This window comes from Alitiscatomonas sp., assembly GCF_037242085.1.
Classification (GTDB): Bacteria; Bacillota; Clostridia; order Lachnospirales; family Lachnospiraceae; genus Alitiscatomonas; species Alitiscatomonas aceti.
The window spans coordinates 66,333-85,878 of sequence record NZ_JAXXBR010000075.1 but is presented as its reverse complement, the minus strand read 5'-3'; the positions used below and the strand labels follow the sequence as shown (position 1 = coordinate 85,878).

The 19,546-nt window shown below is 54.2% G+C and carries 14 protein-coding genes; 4 read left to right on the top strand and 10 right to left on the bottom strand.

Annotated elements, in window-relative coordinates:
- The 6 genes from WIH05_RS07205 to WIH05_RS07180 all read right to left on the bottom strand — a co-directional run.
- A partial coding sequence (locus WIH05_RS07205; RefSeq protein ID WP_337425174.1) for a response regulator transcription factor occupies nucleotides 1-573 on the bottom strand: 573 nt, incomplete at its 3' end.
- A 752-nt stretch (nucleotides 574-1,325) separates the two neighbouring features.
- On the bottom strand, nucleotides 1,326-3,125 hold the full coding sequence (gene aspS / locus WIH05_RS07200; protein ID WP_022274453.1) for an aspartate--tRNA ligase: 1,800 nt from the start codon (nucleotides 3,123-3,125) through the stop codon (nucleotides 1,326-1,328).
- A gap of 16 nt (nucleotides 3,126-3,141) precedes the next feature.
- On the bottom strand, nucleotides 3,142-4,407 hold the full coding sequence (gene hisS / locus WIH05_RS07195) for a histidine--tRNA ligase (protein WP_022274452.1): 1,266 nt from the start codon (nucleotides 4,405-4,407) through the stop codon (nucleotides 3,142-3,144).
- A gap of 35 nt (nucleotides 4,408-4,442) precedes the next feature.
- A complete protein-coding gene (gene hemZ / locus WIH05_RS07190) occupies nucleotides 4,443-5,900 on the bottom strand; it encodes a coproporphyrinogen dehydrogenase HemZ (RefSeq protein WP_337425173.1) in 1,458 nt (485 codons plus the stop codon).
- Between the two features lie 2 nt (nucleotides 5,901-5,902).
- On the bottom strand, nucleotides 5,903-6,538 hold the full coding sequence (locus WIH05_RS07185; RefSeq protein WP_022274451.1) for an MBL fold metallo-hydrolase: 636 nt from the start codon (nucleotides 6,536-6,538) through the stop codon (nucleotides 5,903-5,905).
- A gap of 70 nt (nucleotides 6,539-6,608) precedes the next feature.
- Nucleotides 6,609-8,888 carry a bifunctional (p)ppGpp synthetase/guanosine-3',5'-bis(diphosphate) 3'-pyrophosphohydrolase gene (locus WIH05_RS07180; RefSeq protein WP_022274450.1) on the bottom strand — a complete coding sequence of 760 codons (2,280 nt, stop codon included), beginning with the start codon at nucleotides 8,886-8,888 and terminating at the stop codon, nucleotides 6,609-6,611.
- Nucleotides 8,889-9,119: 231 nt separating this feature from the next.
- Between WIH05_RS07180 and WIH05_RS07175 the strand changes: the two genes are divergently transcribed.
- Both WIH05_RS07175 and ggt read left to right on the top strand, forming a co-directional pair.
- Complete coding sequence (locus WIH05_RS07175) at nucleotides 9,120-10,295, top strand: M20 family metallopeptidase (RefSeq protein ID WP_022274449.1); 1,176 nt, start codon at nucleotides 9,120-9,122, stop codon at nucleotides 10,293-10,295.
- A gap of 17 nt (nucleotides 10,296-10,312) precedes the next feature.
- On the top strand, nucleotides 10,313-11,929 hold the full coding sequence (gene ggt, locus WIH05_RS07170; protein ID WP_158358223.1) for a gamma-glutamyltransferase: 1,617 nt from the start codon (nucleotides 10,313-10,315) through the stop codon (nucleotides 11,927-11,929).
- 265 nt (nucleotides 11,930-12,194) lie between these two features.
- On the opposite strand, the gene WIH05_RS07165 is transcribed toward ggt, so the two are convergent.
- From WIH05_RS07165 to glgB, 4 genes are read right to left on the bottom strand one after another with little or no spacing between them, the layout of a single operon-like run.
- Complete coding sequence (locus tag WIH05_RS07165) at nucleotides 12,195-13,361, bottom strand: polysaccharide deacetylase family protein (RefSeq protein ID WP_022274447.1); 1,167 nt, start codon at nucleotides 13,359-13,361, stop codon at nucleotides 12,195-12,197.
- Nucleotides 13,358-13,909 carry an HD domain-containing protein gene (locus tag WIH05_RS07160; protein ID WP_022274446.1) on the bottom strand — a complete coding sequence of 184 codons (552 nt, stop codon included), beginning with the start codon at nucleotides 13,907-13,909 and terminating at the stop codon, nucleotides 13,358-13,360. Before WIH05_RS07160 ends, WIH05_RS07165 begins: the two co-directional genes overlap by 4 nt.
- Before the next feature lie 34 nt (nucleotides 13,910-13,943).
- A complete protein-coding gene (locus tag WIH05_RS07155) occupies nucleotides 13,944-14,777 on the bottom strand; it encodes a mechanosensitive ion channel family protein (protein WP_022274445.1) in 834 nt (277 codons plus the stop codon).
- On the bottom strand, nucleotides 14,777-17,263 hold the full coding sequence (glgB, locus tag WIH05_RS07150; RefSeq protein WP_022274444.1) for a 1,4-alpha-glucan branching protein GlgB: 2,487 nt from the start codon (nucleotides 17,261-17,263) through the stop codon (nucleotides 14,777-14,779). Before glgB ends, WIH05_RS07155 begins: the two co-directional genes overlap by 1 nt.
- A gap of 229 nt (nucleotides 17,264-17,492) precedes the next feature.
- On the opposite strand from glgB, the gene lepB reads away from it, so the two are divergent.
- Nucleotides 17,493-18,155, top strand: coding sequence for a signal peptidase I (gene lepB / locus WIH05_RS07145; protein WP_022274443.1), 663 nt, complete (start codon nucleotides 17,493-17,495; stop codon nucleotides 18,153-18,155).
- A 29-nt stretch (nucleotides 18,156-18,184) separates the two neighbouring features.
- The gene (locus tag WIH05_RS07140) at nucleotides 18,185-19,504 is read left to right on the top strand and encodes an aspartate kinase (RefSeq protein WP_022274442.1); all 1,320 of its coding nucleotides are present in this window, start codon (nucleotides 18,185-18,187) and stop codon (nucleotides 19,502-19,504) included.
- Nucleotides 19,505-19,546 lie beyond the last annotated feature (42 nt).

Genomic DNA, 19,546 nt, shown 5'->3' with positions numbered 1-19,546 from the left:
CCTGGCGTCGCCGAAATAATCGTAATTCCACACGTTGTTCAGGATCTTTTCCCTGGACAGGGCCATCCCCTGGTTTTCCATAAAATACGTCAGAAGCTCAAATTCCTTATTGCTCAGATCCACCGGCTGGCCGTCCACACTGGCCTCGTGGGCGTCTTTATCCACCCGGATCCCGGCTGCCTCCAGGATCTCTCCCGTTCCGGCATTTCCCCGCCTTAAAATGGCCTCTATGCGGGCCACCAGGATCTTTGGACTGAAGGGCTTGGAAATATACTCGTCCACTCCCAGTTCAAACCCCAGAAGCTCGTCCCGTTCCTCGGACCGGGCCGTCAGCATGATGATCGGCACCTGGGAATAGCGGCGGAGGGTCCGGCATACCTCCCAGCCGTCCATTTTCGGCATCATCACGTCCAGGATCACCAGACCGATATCCTTTTCTTTAAAAAAGATATCCACCGCCTGCTCCCCGTCCTCTGCTTCGATCACCTTATATCCCTTGATGGCCAGAAAATCCTTTACCAGCTTCCGCATCCTGGCCTCGTCGTCCACCATCAGTACCTTCACAGCATCCATTTTTCCACCTTCCTTGCTCGTTTCTTTTCTACCTGTATTCTAACAGAACAGGCGGTAAAATACCATCACTTCACTAAAGTTTCACAAAGCCAGGGGCCGCTTTAGAATAAGCGGGGTTCTCTCAGAAAGTTTTTTGAATTTATCGCTTTAATCCATTGATTTTCTTTATATTTCAACGTATTATATATATTAGATAATCTTTTTCTCCTGTTGCATTCATATAAACCGTTTTTATTGATTCTTATAAAAAACTATAAAGGTACGAATACATCAAAGTGATAAATTGTGGCCGTAAGTGGATATAGCGGATCTCAATACTGGGCTGGATGGACGGGAGAATGGTCCTTTTTACCAGATAACCTTGTAAACAGCGAATTGCAGTAATAGGAGTTTTCAATGCAGCCAAAATATAAAAAAGCTTTTATAGCGGCCCTGGCCCTGGGGATTATTTCCTCTATTCACACAAGACCCCGGTATCCTGTTTTCCCCCTCTCCATCCTTCCGACCGTTCTGGATGTGATACGCTATTTCCTCATGATATCCATCCAGATATATGTGCTGGAAAAGGTCCGCAATTCTAAACATAGTACGCTTATATATAACAGTGTAAAGATCGTATTCGTTTTGATGATCCTGTATTTTCTTTTCCGCTCCTTCTGACCTTCCATCCGAAAGTGCGGCAGGACAGCTATTTCTTCCCACTAACCAAATAAGAGGGCACCGGCGACTGCCGATGCCCTCTTTATTCTTCTTTATTCCTGTTCCTTCTCCTCCGGAACCACAGCGATATGAAGCTCCTCCAGCTGCTTCACATCCACCTCTGACGGAGCCTCCATCATCAGACAGGAGGCATCCTTTACCTTCGGGAAAGCGATCACGTCGCGGATGCTGTCGGCTCCCACCATCAGCATGATCACACGGTCCAGGCCGTAGGCCAGGCCGGCATGGGGCGGAACGCCATATTTAAAGGCATCCAGAAGGAAGCCGAACTGCTCGTTGGCCCGCTCCGGCGTAAAGCCCAGGACCTCAAACATCTTCTCCTGGATATCTCCCTGATGGATACGCACAGAACCGCCGCCCAGCTCTGTTCCGTTTAACACGATATCGTATGCTTTTGCACGCACTGCGCCCGGATCGCTGTCCAGAAGGGGGATATCCTCCTCCATGGGCATGGTGAACGGATGGTGCATGGCCACATACCGGTCCTCTTCCTCTGAGTACTCTAAAAGCGGGAACTCAGTCACCCACAGGAACTTAAAGTCATCCTTCTTAAGAAGATCCAGCTGTCTTGCCAGCTCCAGACGGAGGTTTCCGAGAACGTCGAATACCACCTTATCCTTGTCGGCGGCAAAGAATAACAGGTCTCCCGGCTTTCCGTCCATGGCCTTTACCAGGGCGTCCAGCTCCTCCTCCTTCATGAACTTTCCGAAGGAGCACTTATAGGAGCCGTCCTCATGGATGGCCAGGTAGGCCAGTCCCCTGGCCCCAAAGCCCTTGGCGTATTCCACCAGAGCGTCGATCTTCTTTCTGGGCATGCCGGCCTGGCCGTCTGCGTTGATGCCGCGGACAGAACCGCCGTTTTCCAGGGCGCTCTTAAACACCACAAATTCACAGTCCTTTACCACGTCGGACACATTTTTAAGCTCCATTCCAAACCGCAGATCCGGCTTATCTGAGCCGAAGCGGTCCATGGCCTCTCTCCAGGTCATTCTCTGGATGGGAAGCTGCACATCAAAATCACAGATCTCCTTGAAGATCTTCTTTAAAAGCCTCTCGTTTACATCCAGCACGTCCTCCACATCCACAAAGGACAGCTCCATGTCGATCTGGGTAAACTCCGGCTGGCGGTCAGCCCTGAGATCCTCGTCCCGGTAGCAGCGGGCCAGCTGGAAATAACGGTCAAATCCAGAGCACATTAAAAGCTGCTTTAAGAGCTGCGGAGACTGGGGAAGGGCATAAAAGTTCCCCGGATGCACACGGCTGGGCACCAGATAGTCCCTGGCTCCCTCCGGCGTGCTCTTAATTAAGGTGGGGGTCTCGATCTCTAAAAATCCCTCATCTGCTAAAAACTGGCGCACCATGGTAGCCACACGGCTTCTGACCAGGATGTTTCTCTGGAGATCCGGACGGCGCAGGTCCAGATACCGGTATTTTAAGCGCACCTCTTCCCTTGTCTTACTGTTTTCCTCAATGGGGAACGGCGGAACCTCGGATTCGGAAAGGATCCGCAGGGATCTTGCCCGTACCTCAATGGAACCGGTCTTTAAGTTTTCGTTGGCCGCGCCGGAACGCTTTTCCACCACGCCGGTCACCGCGATGGTAAACTCACTTCTTAAGCGCTCTGCCTTTGCAAAGCTCTCGGCTCCGCAGTCGCTTTCCTCAAAAATGATCTGGATGATCCCGGTGCGGTCTCTCAGATCTGTAAAGATGATGCCGCCTTTATTTCTGCTCTTCTGGACCCAGCCCATAAGGGTCAGCTCCTGGCCCACGTTTGCCTCTGTAACCTCCGTACAGCGGCAGGAACGCTTTAAGCCTGCCATTGATTCTGCCATGATATTCTCCTCCTGCTTAACGCTTTAACTCCTCTTTATAGAATTCCTTAAACTCCGTATAGCCTTCTTTTCCCAGCTGCTCCTTCTGGAACTTCTTATTTTTATTCATCTGGGTCACCAGGACCGTCTTTCCCTCTGCCCGGGCAGCCATGGCCTCCTTGAGGATCTCAGAAAGGCGCTCCATTCCCATGCCCTTTTCATACATCCAGGCCTCTCTGGCATTCTTTTCCGGAACAACAAAGCCGGCGTCCATGAGGATCCCCACGATCCGCTCAAAGCCGATGGAAAAGCCGCAGGCCGGTGTATCCATGCCTGTGAATCTTCCCACCATCTTATCATATCTTCCGCCGCCGGCCACAGAGCCGCCAAAGCCCTCCATGGCCACCTCAAAGATCGTGCCGGTGTAATAGCCCATGCCGCGGACCAGGGTGGGATCGAATTTCAGTCCGAAGCCTCCGCCGGACACGCTCATGACCGTATCCATGATCTCCGCCAGATTTTCAGCTGCACCGTCCTCCAGTACGCCCGAAAGGATCTCTCCCATACGGCGGACTCCATCGGCGTCATTTGTCACCTGTCCCATGAGTTCCAGATATTTATCCGCCGTTTCTTCGGAATATCCGTTTTCTACCAGCTCCGCTCTCACGCCGTCCACGCCGATCTTGTCCATCTTGTCCACGGTGATGAACACTTTTTCAATGTCCTCCTCCGGGAAGCCGCTGTAAACGGCCATGGCCCGCAGGATCTTCCGGTCGTTGATGCGGACCTCAAACTGGTTGTTGGGACAGATCTTTTTTAAGGCTGTGGTGGTCGCCAGCACCAGCTCGATCTCCGCCTGGCTGGTGGCATCGCCGAAGATGTCGATGTCACACTGGACAAACTGGCGGTAACGGCCCTTCTGGGGGCGGTCTGCCCTCCATACGCTTCCGATCTGGAGCGCCTTAAAGGGCGACGGCAGATTGGCCGCGTTGTTGGAATAGTATCTGGACAGCGGGAGCGTCAGATCGTAGCGCAGGCCGCTGTCTGCCAGGTCATTTTCTGTTTCTGCTGCCTCTAAGTTTAATTTCTCGCCCCTCTTTAATACCTTAAAGATCAACTTTTCATTGTCTCCCCCCTGCTTGCTTAACAGGTTTTCGATGTGCTCCACACAGGGAGTCTCAATGGAAGAGAATCCGAAGCCGCGGTACGTTTCCTTGATCTGGTTCAGAACATAATCGCGGATCTGCATTTCCTGGGGCAGGATATCCTTCATGCCGGTCACCGGCTTTTTCTTTAACGCCATACTCGTTCCTCCATATTTTATGTCTGATGGTAAGTTTACGACAGCCCATCCAGTTTTTCAAGCATCTTTTCTTTTCTTCCGATCATCTCGTCGATGCGGGCGATATACTGATCCACATCTTTGACGTTCTCCACCCGCTCCAGACGGTTTTCCGCAGGGAATACCACCTTCGTCGTGGTCCCGGCCCCGCAGGCGACTATGGTCTGTTTTTCCTCCATGATGAGGATGTTGTAGATACACGCCTTATCCGGGGCCGCGTAGCCCACATTTTCAAAATTGCCGGCCATGTTTTTCTGGCGGTACAGATAATAGGGTACCAGGCCCATGGATCTGGCGTACTCTGCCGTCAGATCGATCATTTCCTGGGTGTTCTCGATCTTTAAGTCCGCATACCGCTCCTTAAAGATATTGAGCCTGGCAGCCCGCTTGATGGCCAGGGAATGGACCGTAACGCTGTCGGGGGCCAGCTCCTTTATTTCTTCCATAGTGGCCCGCACGTCGTTTATATCCTCCTCCGGCAGGCCGATGATCAGATCCATGTTGATGTTATCAAAGCCCAGCCTTCTCGCCAGACGGTATTTTTCCTTCACCATCTCCACCGTGTGGCGGCGGCCAATGAGATCCAGGGTGAACTGCTTCATGGTCTGGGGATTGATGGAGATCCTGGAGATCCCGTGAGCCCGCAGGGTCTTCAGCTTATCCTCAGTGATGCTGTCGGGCCGTCCGGCCTCCACTGTAAACTCCTTCACAGAAGAAAGATCGAACCGCTCCCCGATCCGGGTGAGGATGGCATCCAGCTCCTCTGCCTTTAAGGCCGTTGGCGTTCCTCCCCCGAAGTAGACTGTATCCAGGGTGCGTCCCTTCATAGTCTCCGCCACATAATCCAGCTCCTTAAAAAGAGCGGCCAGGTACTGGTCCATTTTCTTTTCCCAGGCCCCGATGGGGTAGGAGGTAAAGGAGCAGTACAGGCAGGTGGTGGGACAGAACGGGATCCCCACATACAGGCTGTATCCGTTTTCGTAGTCGATATGGCTTAGGAGCTCCTTTTCCCGCTCCGCGATATCCAGGCTCAGATCGATCTTCTCTCTGCTGGTCAGATAGGTCTTTTCCATGAATTCCCGGATCTCTTCCTCCGGAACGCCCTGGTCCAGCCGGCTTAAGGCGATCTTTGTGGGACGGATCCCGGTAAGGGTCCCCCATGGAAGAGTCTTTCCGGTACGGGCAGAAAGAAGGCCGTAAAGCTCCCGTTTGATGGCGGTCTTGGCTTCCAGACGGTTCTCATAAGAGACGGGAAATGCCGCTCCCGCCTTTTTCTCTTCATTTTCCAGGATATCCAGGGAAAATGTGCCGGACTCCGGCTCATACGTTCCTTCCACATAAAAGTCCACGCCCCCGGTCCTTTCATGGGCAAAGCCCTCTCCTGGATAGAACGCCATTAAAAGCTCCCGGATGTCCTGCTCATAGGAAGCATCATTCAGTAAAATTCCGATCATTTCTAGTACCTCGCCAGGGGATTGTGCTTCTTTTCATATTCAATGGAGGTAACGCCCATATGGCCCGGATATACCTTCACCGTCTCCGGAAGCGTTAAAAGCTTCTTCACCGAGGCCAGCATGGACATGGCGTCTCCTGTGGGAAGATCCACCCGGCCGTAGGAGGTGCGGAACAGGGTGTCGCCCGCAAACAGAAGATCCTCAGACTCGATATAGTAGCAGCAGGAGCCGATGGTATGGCCAGGGGTCTCGATCACCTTCCAGGTCACGCCCGCGGCCTCAAAGGTCTCTCCGTCACAGACCGTCAGATCCGGCTCCAGCGTGTAATCCTTTCTGTAATAATCCATCATCAGGTTCTTTTTGCTGTCTCTTAAGACCTCCAGCTCCTTTTCACAGGCACAGATCTTAATTCCCCATTCCTTCTTAAGCTCCTCTGCCGCCATAATGTGGTCAAAATGGCCGTGGGTCAGAAGGATCAGCTCCGGCGAAAGCTCCAGCTTCCGGCATTCCTCCCGGATCACATCTGCTGCATCGCCCGGATCCACGATCACCGCCCGTTTTGTCTCCTCATTATAGACCAGGCAGCAGTTGGTCTCTACCATTCCCACTGTCAGATTCTTTACGCAAATTCCGCTCATTGTTTTCTTTCCCTTTCAAAGATGATGGAGTCCGCCGGCCGTTTGGCGTGGCAGACTCCCCGTATTTTTATCAGCCTGTGGTCCTCTCGATGTCTAAGACCCCGTCGATCTGGCGGATCTTGGCCATGAGAGTATTTAATTCTTCTGTTCCGTGGATATCAAAGGACATGGTGATGGTGGCCTTGCCCTGCTTATTGGTCCGGGCGTTCATATTGGTCACATCGATCTCCCGCTCTGTGAAGATCCTGGCAATATCCACATACATACCAATCCGGTTATTGGCATAAATGGAGATCTCAGTGGCATAGGTGGCCGTTCCCTTCTCATCCTCTTCCGCCTGCCATTCGGCGTCGATCAGCCGGTTCCTCTCCATTTCCGGCAGGTTCAGCACATTGATGCAGTCGGTCCGGTGGATGGTAACGCCACGGCCTCTGGTCACGAAGCCCACGATCTCGTCTCCCGGCACCGGGTTGCAGCATTTGGAGAAGCGCACTGCCAGATCATGGATCCCCTTGACCACGATGCCGCTTTTGCTCTTTCCGCGCATGGGCACCACAGCCGCCCGGTTGTTGTCTCCAATGGTGTCCAGGATCGTCGCGTCGGTCACTTCCCGCTTCAGCTTTTTCTCCCGTTCCTCCACCATCTTATTGATGACCTGGCCCTCTTTTAAGCCGCCGTGGCCCACAGAGGCCAGTACCGAATCCCAGTCCTGGAAGGCATAGCGCTTTAAGACCTTATCCATATATTCGGGCTTGCTGATATCGGCAAAGTTGATCCCCTTGGCCTTACAGTACCGGTCGATCAGCTCCCGGCCCTTGACGATGTTATCGGCCTTCCGCTCCTGCTTGAACCAGGAATTGATCTTATTCTTCGCCTGGCTGCTCTTGACCTGGTTTAACCAGTCCCTGCTGGGGCCTTTGGAATTCTGGGAGGTCATGATCTCGATCCGGTCTCCGTTCTGGATCACATAGTTGATGTTCACCAGCTTCCCGTTGACCCGGGCGCCCACCATCTTATTTCCCACAGCCGTGTGGATGGCGTAGGCAAAATCAATGGCCGTGGAGCCGCTGGGCAGGGCCTTCACATCGCCGTTGGGCGTAAAGCAGTAAACGTTGTCGGAGAACATGTCCAAATCGCTCTTTAGCATGCTTAGGAATTCTTTGTTGTCCGACATATCCTGCTGCCACTCCAGGATCTGTCTCAGCCAGCTTAACTTCTTGGCCTCGTCTCCGGCTGCAATGTGGCCGCTGCCGCTTTCCTTATACTTCCAGTGGGCCGCGATTCCGTACTCTGCCGTCCGGTGCATCTCGAAGGTCCGGATCTGGATCTCAAAGGGCTGGCCGTTGTTCCCGATCAGGGTCGTATGCAGGGACTGGTACATATTGGGCTTTGGCATGGCGATATAGTCCTTGAACCGGCCCGGGATGGGCTTATACATTTCATGGATCACACCCAGGGCCGCATAGCAGTCCTTCACCGTATCCACAATGATCCGCACTGCAAAAATATCATAGATCTGGTCCAGGGTCTTGTTCTGGTTCACCATCTTCTTATAAATACTAAAGAAGTGCTTCACCCGGCCGCTGACCTCACATTCGATCTCCGCATGCTTCATGTGGGTGCTGATCTCCTGGATGATCTCGTCAATGAAATTCTGCCTGGCCTCGCTGGTCAGGGATATCTTTTCCTGGAGATCATTATAAACGTCCGGCTCCAGGTATTTCAGCGCCAGGTCGTCCAGCTCGATCTTTATTTTGGAAATACCAAGACGGTCCGCCAGAGGCGCGTAGATCTCGATGGTCTCCCTGGCCTTTTCCTTCTGTTTCTCCGGCTTCATGTACTGAAGTGTCCGCATGTTGTGGAGGCGGTCCGCCAGCTTGATGAGGATGACCCGGATATCCTTGGCCATGGCCAGGAACATCTTTCTTAAGTTCTCCGCCTGCATCTCCACCTTATCGGCAGACCAGGACAGCTGGGTCAGCTTTGTGACGCCGTCCACCAGCAGGGCCACCTCTTTTCCGAAGACCGCCGCCAGCTCCTCCTCGGTCAGAACCGTATCCTCCACCACGTCATGGAGGATACCGGCGATGATGGATTCCTTATCCAGCTCCAGGTCCGCCAGGATGATCGCCACGCAGAGGGGATGGATGATATATGGCTCCCCGGATTTTCTCTTCTGGTCCTTGTGGGCATCCCGGGCGATCTGATACGCCTTTTCCACCATGCCCAGATCGTCAGACGGATGATATTTCCGTATGCTCTTTACCAGATCCTCATACAGCACGTCGGGGCTGGTAAAATCTGCCGGGGCCTCCAGTTCCACTTCTATGCTTTTCAGTTTTTCTTCCATACGCTCACACCTTCCCTCACCCGGGCCTCCAGGATCTCCCAATTCCCCGTATCCACATCATGCCCATGATAATATTAAATTTTATTATAAAATTTTTTGTCGCAAATTGCAACAGGTTTCTGGCCCCGGGACGGCTCCCCCATGTTTCATACAATTTGGATTGTATTTTCCCTCATTCTGTTTTAAAATAAAAACATGTTGGAAAATTCAAACGAAACAGGAGGAACTCCTATGGAAACCATGAAACTGGTCCTGCCATTGAATGAAGAAATGACCGCCATCCGCCGTCATATCCACCAGCATCCGGAGCTCAGCAATGAAGAATTTGAAACCACGAAGCTGATCCGGGAAAAGCTGACGGAATACGGCATTGAGATCGCCGAGATCGGCTTAAAGACCGGAGTGCTCGGCATCCTCCGCGGCAAAAACCCCGGAAAGACCGTGGCCATCCGGGAGGATATCGACGCCCTGCCCATGCCGGAGCTGACAGAGCTCCCATTTGCATCCGAAATTCCCAATGTCTGCCATTCCTGTGGTCATGATATCCACACTACTGTGCTTTTATACTGTGCGCGGGTCCTTTCCCAGATCCGGGACGAGCTTTCTGGAACCGTCATGTTCCTTTTCCAGCCGGCCGAGGAAAAGGGCTGCGGTGCAAAGCAGTTCATCGACTGTGGTTTTACAAGGGCTGCAAAGCCCGATGTGTTCATCGGCCTCCACGTGTCTCCGGAATACGACGCCGGGACCATTGCCTTAAAGAAAGGGCCTGGATGCGCCTCCAACGATTTCTTCCATATTAAGATCAGCGGAAAAGGCGGCCACGGGGCTCACCCGGAAAATTTCGTGGATCCGGTAATGATCAGCGCCTATGTGCTGACCCAGCTCCAGACCATCGTTTCCAGGGAAAACCATCCCATCTCCTCCGCCGTCCTCACCATCGGAAACATCCAGGGCGGCAAGGCGGCCAATATCGTACCGGATTTTGTGGAAATGCAGGGAACCCTCCGGACCCTGACGCCGGAGCTTCGGGAGTCCATGAAGCAGTCCGTGGAACGGATCGTGACCCTGGGAGCGGAGACCCTCCGCGGAAAGGGCGAGATCACCTGGGGCGACGGTATGCCGCCTCTGGTCAACGACGATACTGTCGTCGATCTGGTGGCAGCGGCCGCAGAAAAGACCATCGGTGCAGACCGGATCTTCACCTTCGACAGCCCCTCCCTGGGCTCCGAGGACTTCTCCTGCCTGTTCCCGGAATATGCTCCCGGCGCCCAGTTCCGCTTAGGCTCGGGAAACAGTGATCCCAATACCAGACACGGGATCCACAATTCCAAAAATACATTTGACGAAGACTGTATCGCCGCCGGAACCGCCGTGCTGGTACAGTTTGTAAGAGATTATTTAAATTAAGAAAGCGAGGAAATTTCATGGATCTTCATTTTGACCCGCTCCAGTACCGCTATCCGTCCCGCCGCCGTCTTGTCTACGGCCGCCGGGGAATGGTCTGCGCCTCCCAGCCCCTGGCTGCCCAGGCAGGCCTGGATATGATCAAAAAAGGCGGAAACGCCTTTGACGCAGCCCTGGCCGCAGCCGCCTGTCTGGCTGTGGTGGAGCCCATGTCCTGCAATATGGGCGGCGACGGCTTTGCCCTGATCTGGCACGAAGGAAAGCTTTACGGCTTAAACGCCAGCGGCCCGGCTCCCGCTCTTTTAAGCGTGGATACCTTAAAACAGGCCGGATACACAGAAATGCCCAAATACGGCTGGGGAGCCGTTACAGTCCCCGGCGTCACCTCCGGCTGGGCGGAGATCAACAAACGCTTTGGAAAGCTGTCCCTCTCCCAGATCCTGGAGCCTGCCGCCTCCTATGCCCGGGACGGCTTCCCTGTATCTCCCGTGGTATCCGCACTCTGGAACCGTCTGGCCGAGTCCTTTAAAAAGGAGCTATCCCCAGAATTTTACGAGGCCTGGGCAGCGGATTTCACCATCGACGGCCGCGCTCCCAGAGCCGGTGAGATCTTTAAGTATAAGGGCATGGCCGAAACTCTGGAGGAGCTTGGAAAGACCAACTGCGAATCCTTCTACCGGGGAGCCATTGCCGACGCCATCGACAGCTATTCCAGAAAGACCGGCGGCTATCTGAGAAAAGAGGACCTGGCCGCCTACAAGGCCCAGTGGGTGGAGCCCATCACCACCAATTACAGAGGCTATGACGTCTGGGAGATCCCGCCCAACGGCCACGGCATCGTTGTCCTCATGGCCTTAAATATCCTGGAGGGCATGGACCTTTCCGCAGGCCACGACGATCCGGAAACGGCCCATAAGATCATGGAGGCCTTAAAGCTTGCCTTCACTGACGGAAAACGGTATGTGGCCGATCCCAGAGCCATGAAGCCCACGGTGGAGCAGCTCTTATCCAGGGACTATGCGGCAAAACGCCGGGCCCTCATCGGGAGCACCGCCCTGGAGCCCAAGCCCGGAACTCCCTACTGCGGCGATACGGTCTACTTAAATGCAGCCGACGGCGACGGCAACATGATCAGCTACATACAGTCCATCTACTGCGGCTTTGGCTCCGGAACCGTCCTTCCGGGCACAGGCATCGTCTTCCACAACCGGGGCAATAACTTCACCATGGACGAGACCATGGAAAACTGTGTGGCTCCCGGCAAAAAGCCGTACCACACCATCATCCCCGGCTTCCTCTCCAAGGACGGAAAGGCCGTGGGCCCCTTCGGCGTCATGGGCGGCTTTATGCAGCCCCAGGGCCATGTGCAGGTGCTGACCAATATGATCGACTTCCATATGAATCCCCAGGAGGCCCTGGACGCCCCCAGATGGATGTGGACTGGAGAAAAGAAGATCTCCCTGGAGCGCCTTTATAACAGCGAGATGGCTGACAAGCTGACCCGTACCGGCCATGACATCACCATCCCGGTCAACAGCCTGGAATTCGGCCGCGGCCAGATCATCTTAAGAGACGACGACGGCACCCTCTGCGGAGCCACCGAGCCCAGGACCGACGGCACTGTGGCCGTGTGGTAGCGGCAGGCCCGCTGTCCGCATAAAAGAAAGATCCCCCGCATATCCTGTACTATCAGACCTGGATATGGGGGGATTTTTTTGAAACGACTGCCCGAGCACGCCGTCTTCTGGCTTCTATTGCTGCTCCTGGGACTGGGCTCTGCCGGTTCCCTATATAAAAAGGCCGCAGACCAGGCCGCCCTTAAGGCAGAGCTGCCGGAACGGATCCTGGCAGCTCCCGTCATAAGCGGACCGTCTGCGGTCTCTCATGCTCCCATTCTTTTTCCTATGGACGGAAGCTGTGATATACCTGTCCCGGCGTCATGCCGCCGCGTAACGATGCCATTTCACTGACCGTCACCAACTGGTAGCCCCGCTTTTTAAGCTCAGGGATCAAGACCACCGCTGCGTCAGCGGATGTACCGTAGAGATCGTGCATCAGGATGATGTCACCATCCTTTACGCTGCTTAATACCACGTTGATGGTATTCTGGGCGTTTTTCGTCTTCCAGTCCAGGGTGTCGATGGACCAGAGGATGGCGGGAACGCCCTTCTTTGCCAAATTCTGCTTTGCATTGTCGCTTACAAAGCCTCCCGGCGGGCGCATGGTCACGGTACGCACTCCGGCAATGGACTGGAGCGTGTCGTCCAGCCGGTTCAGATTGGCAAACAGCCCCTCCTGGGACAGCTTCGTGATATAGGTGTGGTCCCAGGTGTGGCTGCCCGGCTCGCAGCCCATATCCACCATGCGCTTTACTGTGGACTGGTAGGTTCCCATACGGTTTCCCACCATATAAAAGGTAGCTCTGGCATCGTTGGCCTCCAGGCAGTCTAAGATCCTGGCCGTATGGGCCGAGGGCCCGTCGTCAAAGGTCAGGGCCACCATGGGCTTCGATGGGTCGATATACCGGCCCATATGGGTCCCCTCCGGCGGCAGTCCTGCGTCCTTTCCGGTCACTGCAAGGCGGATACCGTCCACCCGGAGTCCCTGGCCCTCCACGCCGGCGGTCTCTCCGTTTCTTACAAGGCCCGTCCAGGCTCCATTCTGAAGGACGGAATAGTAAAGGTCATAATTTTCGGAAAGCTGGCCTGTGAGCTGCATCCGCACTGCCTCCAGGGGCTTGTCGGTGTCTGTGGCCCCGGCCTCTCCAAGGTTCTCCTGCCAGTCCATCCAGCCGGAGCCGCTTAAGTTCACCTGGTAGGCAATGGTGCCGGTCATGCCCTCGGGCTGGTTCTCCAGGGAGGCGGCGACTGCCGTCACATACGTATCCTTCGGGCCGTTTACATATGTATTATCCTTTGCCATATCTGTCCAGCCGCGGCCATGGATATGGGCCCTGTAAACGGCCCCCATGGCTCCGTCCGCATAGGCTGGAAAGGAGGCGGCCGCCGTTCCGGTCACGCCCAGGAACAGGGCGGCGGCTCCCAGTAAAAATTTCTTCAGTTTTCTCATTGGTCTTTTTCTTCCTCCTGGTCAAATATTCTGTGGAGCAGGGAGACAGATTCCTGATATGCCAGTTCTTCCTTCAGTTCCCCAAGCTGTTCAAATACGCCGCGGTAATACCATGCGTGCTCATTTTTATCTGTGACCCGGAATTTCTGCCAGACGCCGTCGCCCCGGAGCAGCATGTCCGCGGCAGTGCTCCTTAGATTGCTCAGCTTGTCTCCCAGGCAGATGAGCTTTTCCGCCCGTCCTGCCGATCTGAGCTTTTCAATGGTGGCGCTTTTCCGCTCCTTCCAGGTCCTGGATTTGTCCTCGCTTTCTGCCAGCACCAGGTCGGCTACCCGGGACCCGAACTGCATTTTCAGCTCCTCATAGGAGATCCCGGCGTCCTCGATCACATCATGGAGAAGGGCGGCGCTGATGACCTCCGGATCGTCGGTCATCCCGGAAACGATCACAGCCGCCTCAAAGGGATGGACGATATACGGGACCATACTGCCCTTCCGAAGCTTCCCTTCATGTACCTTCCTGGCAAATTCTGCCGCCTTTTTTACCATAGCTGTTCCCTCCCCTGGAATCTCCGCCCGGCTGTCAGGCCTGGCCGGACTGTTTTTGTTTCTCAGTTAAATGAACATTCAGGTAATTGTACGGGATCTCGATCCCCTCCTCGTCAAAGGCCAGCTTCACCGCTTCCGTCAGCTCCCATCTGGCGGTCCAGTACTCCTCCGTCAGGGTCCAGCCCCGGACGCTTAAATTTACGCTGCTCTCACCCAGGCTGTCCACCACCACCAGGATCCCGTCCTCCTTAAGGATGGCCGGATGCTCCTCAAACAGCCGTCTGAGGATCTCTTTTGCCTTTTTCAGATCGGCAGAATAGCCGATGCCGATGTTTAAGACCAGCTTCTTTTTTTCCTCTCCCGTGCTGTTGGTGATGGGAGAATTGGAGATACTGCTGTTGGGGATCACGATCCTTTTGTTTTCAATGGTCAGAAGGGTCGTATAGACCAGTCCGATGGACTCCACGGTCCCCTCCCCGTCCTTGGTGACGATATAGTCTCCTGCCTTGAAGGGCTTTAAAAAGAGCACCAGAACGCCTCCGGCAAAGTTTGCCATGGTATTCTGAAGGGAAAGGCTCATGGCCAGGGTCACGGCTCCGGCAATGGTCACCAGGGAGGAGGATTTGATCCCCAGCTCCTCGGCCACCATGAACACCAGGAGCCCGATGAGCACGGCATATAAAAGCGCATCCAGAAACTTTCTCAGTGTGACCTCCAGACCAGCCTTCTCCATGGATCTTCCGACGCCCTTTCTTATGGCGCGGATGACCTTATAGCCAATGACGGCGATCAAAACGGTGATCAGGAGCTTCCCGCCGGTCTTAAGAAGCCAGGGAAGCAGCATGTCCATGATCTGGATCTTCAGCATCAGCGTTCCTCCTTATGCACAGATTCTTTGTTCTCCTGCTGCCCTCCGGACTGGGCCGTCTTTTTGATCAGGCCGCCCACCTTCTGGGAGATCCTGTCCAGAGCATCTGCTGCCTTCTTTCCGGCGGCCTCCACCGGTCCGGGAGTCCGGGACGGCTTTTTCGCTGCCGCAGTCCTTTTCCTGGCTGCTCCGGCGGTCTCCTTTTTCCCGGCGGCTTTTTTACCCGTCTCCTTCTTCGGCTCCTCCTTCACCGGCGTACACTGGAACACGCAGATGCCTAAAGGCGGCAGGGTAATGGAGATCGAGTGCTCCCTGGCATCCCACTCCTCTTTTTTAGACGCCTTGACCCGGGGATTTGTTGCACCCGTTCCGCCAAATTTTACAGAATCACTGTTTAAGATCTCTTTATATTTTCCGGCAAAGGGCACGCCCACCCGGAATTTCTCATGAGCCACGGGAACAAAGTTGCAGACAAAGAGCAGGGTGTCCTCGGGCCGCTTCGTCTTCCGGATGAAGATGGCGATGTTTTCGTCATTGTAGGTACAGTTGATCCACTCGAAGCCCTCGGGCTCATAATCCATTTCGTAAAGAGCCGGCTGGGTCGTATATAAATGGTTCAACGCCTTCACATATTCCTGCATCTCCTTATGGACCGGATACTGCAAAAGCTCCCATTCCAGGCTCCGGTTTTCATTCCACTCGTCCATCTGTCCAAATTCCTGGCCCATGAACAAAAGCTTTTTCCCCGGATGGCCTGTCATAAAGCCGTAAGCGGCCCGCAGGTTTGCAAATTTCTTTTCCTGGGTATCTCCCGGCATCTTTCCCGCCATGGAGCCTTTTCCGTGGACCACCTCGTCATGGGAGAACACCAGGACGAAGTTCTCGCTGTATGCGTAGAGCATACTGAAGGTCAGCTCTCCGTAGTGCTGGTTCCGGAAATAGGGATCGCACTGCATATATCCCAGGAAATCGTTCATCCAGCCCATATTCCACTTATAATCAAAGCCCAGGCTGCCTTCCTTCACATTTCCCGTGATCTGGGGCCAGGCCGTGGATTCCTCTGCAATGAGGACCGCTCCCTTTGCCTCTTTATGGAATACAGAATTCAGATGCTTTAAGAACTCCACAGCCTCCAGATTTTCGTGGCCGCCGTACATGTTGGCCACCCATTCTCCGGCGTTCTTTCCGTAATCCAGATACAGCATGGAGGCCACCGCATCCATACGGATCCCGTCGGCATGGTACTCCTTTGCCCAGAACAGGGCGTTGGAGATCAGGAAGTTGGACACCTGGGGTCTCCCGTAATTGTAGATCAGCGTCCCCCAGTGGGGATGGGAGCCCTGACGCGGATCCAGGTGCTCATACAGGCAGGTGCCGTCAAAGGAGGCCAGGCCATGGGCGTCCCTGGGGAAATGGGCCGGGACCCAGTCTAAGATCACGCCGATCCCCTCTTTGTGCATATGGTCCATGAAGGCCTTAAAATCGTCGGGGGTCCCGTAGCGGCTGGTGGGGGCATAATAGCCGGTTACCTGGTAGCCCCAGGAGGCATCCAGGGGGTGCTCCATCACCGGCAAAAGCTCCACATGGGTATAGCCCATTTCCTTCACATAGGAAGCCAGCTTTTCTGCGGTCTCCCGGTAATTATAAAACTGGCTGCCGTTCTTTTCCTCTCCATTTTCATCCAGCTCCGCCGGCTTCCGCATCCAGGAGCCCAGATGTACCTCATAGACCGACATGGGCGCTGTCTTCGTATCGGTCTTTGCTCTTCGGTCCATCCACTCCTTATCGCTCCACTTATAACGGCCCAGGTCCCAGACCACTGACGCCGTATCGGGCCGCAGCTCCGCATAATTTGCGTAAGGGTCGGCCTTCAGCATGGGCTCTCCGGCCCTGGTCTTGACTTCATATTTATAAAGGTCTCCCGGCTTTACTCCAGGAATAAAAAGCTCATAGACGCCGGAGCCGCCCAGACGGATCATCTGGTGGCGTCTTCCGTCCCACATATTAAAGTCTCCCACCACACTGACCCGCATGGCCCCGGGCGCCCAGACTGCAAAATGAACGCCCCTGACCCCGTTTTCAGACACCGGATGGGCTCCCAGCTTTTCATAGGAATCGTAATAGATCCCAGCCTCCAGCTTTTTAAGCTCCTCGTCCTTAAACCTGGAGCGGAACCGGAAGCTGTACGGGTCCTCGGTCTCGGTCACTGTCCCGTCCTCATATCCGGCTATGAGCCTGTATGGCTCCAGCTCCCTTTTATCCTCAAAAAGCACGGCAAACCAGCCGGCTTCGTCAGCCATCTCCATAGGAAATTTCTCTTTTCCAAGCTTCACAGCCGCGGTCCTTGCCCCCGGAAGAAACGCCTGGATCAGAAGCCCTTCCTTTACCACATGGGCCCCCAGGAGTCTTCCCGGATCGCTGCTCTCTGAATATACGATCTCCTCGATCCCCGCCCAGTCCATCTGATCATATAATATTTTTTCCATAAAACGCCCCCCTGTTTCCAGAATATTTCATAATCCCTTTCCAGATATCTGTGAATCCGATACCCTCATTCTACCATTTTCCCGTTCCCGATACAAGCCATAACCCTCCTCCGCATATTTTTTTCTTATGTTTTTCTAAAAGTCCTTGCGAAACTTGAAAAAGTATTCTAAACTCAATATATTGCATTTTTGTGCACTGCATTATCAGGAATTCACGAGGTTGATCAATATGGAAAATGAAAACAAAGAATTAGACCAGAACAAAAGCCGGAAAAAGAAGGAGCCAAAAACCGGCTGGAAGGCGGAGCTCATAAGCTGGATCCAGGTGTTAGTATCCGCAGCTGTCATCGCCTTCGTGCTGACCACCTTCGTCATTGCCAACAGCGAGGTCCCCACCGGTTCCATGGAAAACACCATTATGGCCCACAGCCGCGTCATCGGCTCCAGGCTCCACTATAAGTTCGCCGATCCGGAACGCGGGGACGTGGCCATTTTCGTATTCGGCTGGCAGTGCCCCAGATGTACGGCCATTGGTGAGGGCGAGGACCCGGCGGTCTGCCCGGCCTGCGGCTATGAGCTGGGAAAACGGGCCAAGACCGTTTATTATGTGAAGCGGGTCATCGGCCTTCCCGGAGACGTCATCGACATCATCGATGATAAGGTGTATTTAAACGGGTCTGAAACGCCTCTGGAGGAGCCTTATCTGGCGGAAGAGATGAACCAGGGAGAGACCATGCACTTTGAGGTCCCCGAGGACTGCTATTTCATGATGGGAGACAACCGGAATTTTTCCGCAGATGCCAGATACTGGAAAAACCCCTACATTTCCAAAGACAAGCTGGTGGCCAAGGTTTTATTTGAATACTTCCCCACCCCCAAGATCATACATTAAGCCGACATATACAGGAGACAGAATCGATTATGAAAAAAGTAGTTAAATTCGGCGGCAGCTCTTTAGCCAGCGCCAGACAGTTCAAAAAAGTAAAAGCCATCATCGATGCAGATAAGACCAGAGGCTATGTGGTCCCCTCTGCCCCTGGGAAACGGGACGGAAAGGATACAAAGGTCACAGACCTCCTATATCAGTGCTATGAGGCCTGCGCTGCGGGACAGAGCTATAAGCGGATCCTGGACCAGATCAAAAAGCGGTTCGACGATATCATAAACGGCCTGGATCTGGACCTTAACCTGGACTTTGAATTTGACACCATCGAAGAAAATTTTAAAAATAAAGCCGGAAGGGCCTACGCTGCATCCCGGGGCGAATATTTAAACGGCATCATCATGTCCCATTACCTGGGCTTCCCCTTTGTGGACGCCGCAGACGTGGTCTTTTTTGATGAAAACGGCGTATTTTTACCGGAAAAGACCAACGACGAGCTGGAGGCCCGGCTTGCTTCCATGAAGCAGGCGGTGATCCCCGGCTTTTACGGCTCAAAGCCCGACGGCTCCATCGCCACCTTTTCCAGAGGCGGCTCCGATGTGACCGGCTCTCTGGTGGCCCGCGCCCTCCACGCCGACCTTTATGAAAACTGGACCGACGTTTCCGGCTTCCTGGTGGCCGACCCCAGGATCGTGGAGGATCCCGCCCCCATTGAGACCATCACCTACCGGGAGCTCAGAGAGCTGTCCTACATGGGCGCCAACGTACTCCACGAGGACGCCATCTTCCCGGTGCGCAAGGAAGGGATCCCCATCAATATCAAAAACACCAACCGCCCCTCGGATCCCGGGACCATGATCGTGGAGAGCACCAGCAAAAAGCCCTCCTACACCATCACCGGCGTGGCCGGAAAGAAGGGCTTCTGCTCCATCGTCATCGATAAGGCCATGATGAACTCAGAGATCGGATTCGGGAGAAAGGTCCTGGAGGTCCTTGAAAAAAACAATATCTCCTTTGAGCACCTGCCCTCTGGGATCGATACCATGACCGTATACGTCCATCAGAGCGAGTTCCAGGAACGGGAGCAGGCCATCATCTCCGGCATCCACCGGGCAGTCCATCCAGATTCCATCGATCTGGAATCCGATCTGGCGCTGATCGCCATAGTAGGACGGGGCATGCGCTCCAATCTGGGCGTCGCCGCCAGGATCTTCGCAGCCCTCTCCCATGCCCGCATCAATGTGAAGATGATCGACCAGGGCTCCCGTGAAATGAACGTGATCATCGGGATCCGGGATGAGGATTTTGAAAACGCCATCCGGGCCATCTATGATGTTTTTGTGAAAACCGCTTTGTAATCCAGTTGCTTTTTGTGCAAAATAACGGAAATATTTTTGGAA

What these genes read in the sequence shown, in the direction of transcription:
- aspS (WP_022274453.1), bottom strand. Translation starts at nt 3,125, where the DNA reads ATGGCAGAATCAATGGCAGGCTTAAAGCGTTCCTGCCGCTGTACGGAG.
- hisS (WP_022274452.1), bottom strand. Translation starts at nt 4,407, where the DNA reads ATGGCGTTAAAGAAAAAGCCGGTGACCGGCATGAAGGATATCCTGCCC.
- hemZ (WP_337425173.1), bottom strand. Translation starts at nt 5,900, where the DNA reads ATGATCGGAATTTTACTGAATGATGCTTCCTATGAGCAGGACATCCGG.
- WIH05_RS07185 (WP_022274451.1), bottom strand. Translation starts at nt 6,538, where the DNA reads ATGAGCGGAATTTGCGTAAAGAATCTGACAGTGGGAATGGTAGAGACC.
- WIH05_RS07180 (WP_022274450.1), bottom strand. Translation starts at nt 8,888, where the DNA reads ATGGAAGAAAAACTGAAAAGCATAGAAGTGGAACTGGAGGCCCCGGCA.
- WIH05_RS07175 (WP_022274449.1), top strand. Translation starts at nt 9,120, where the DNA reads ATGGAAACCATGAAACTGGTCCTGCCATTGAATGAAGAAATGACCGCC.
- ggt (WP_158358223.1), top strand. Translation starts at nt 10,313, where the DNA reads ATGGATCTTCATTTTGACCCGCTCCAGTACCGCTATCCGTCCCGCCGC.
- WIH05_RS07165 (WP_022274447.1), bottom strand. Translation starts at nt 13,361, where the DNA reads ATGAGAAAACTGAAGAAATTTTTACTGGGAGCCGCCGCCCTGTTCCTG.
- WIH05_RS07160 (WP_022274446.1), bottom strand. Translation starts at nt 13,909, where the DNA reads ATGGTAAAAAAGGCGGCAGAATTTGCCAGGAAGGTACATGAAGGGAAG.
- WIH05_RS07155 (WP_022274445.1), bottom strand. Translation starts at nt 14,777, where the DNA reads ATGCTGAAGATCCAGATCATGGACATGCTGCTTCCCTGGCTTCTTAAG.
- glgB (WP_022274444.1), bottom strand. Translation starts at nt 17,263, where the DNA reads ATGGAAAAAATATTATATGATCAGATGGACTGGGCGGGGATCGAGGAG.
- lepB (WP_022274443.1), top strand. Translation starts at nt 17,493, where the DNA reads ATGGAAAATGAAAACAAAGAATTAGACCAGAACAAAAGCCGGAAAAAG.
- WIH05_RS07140 (WP_022274442.1), top strand. Translation starts at nt 18,185, where the DNA reads ATGAAAAAAGTAGTTAAATTCGGCGGCAGCTCTTTAGCCAGCGCCAGA.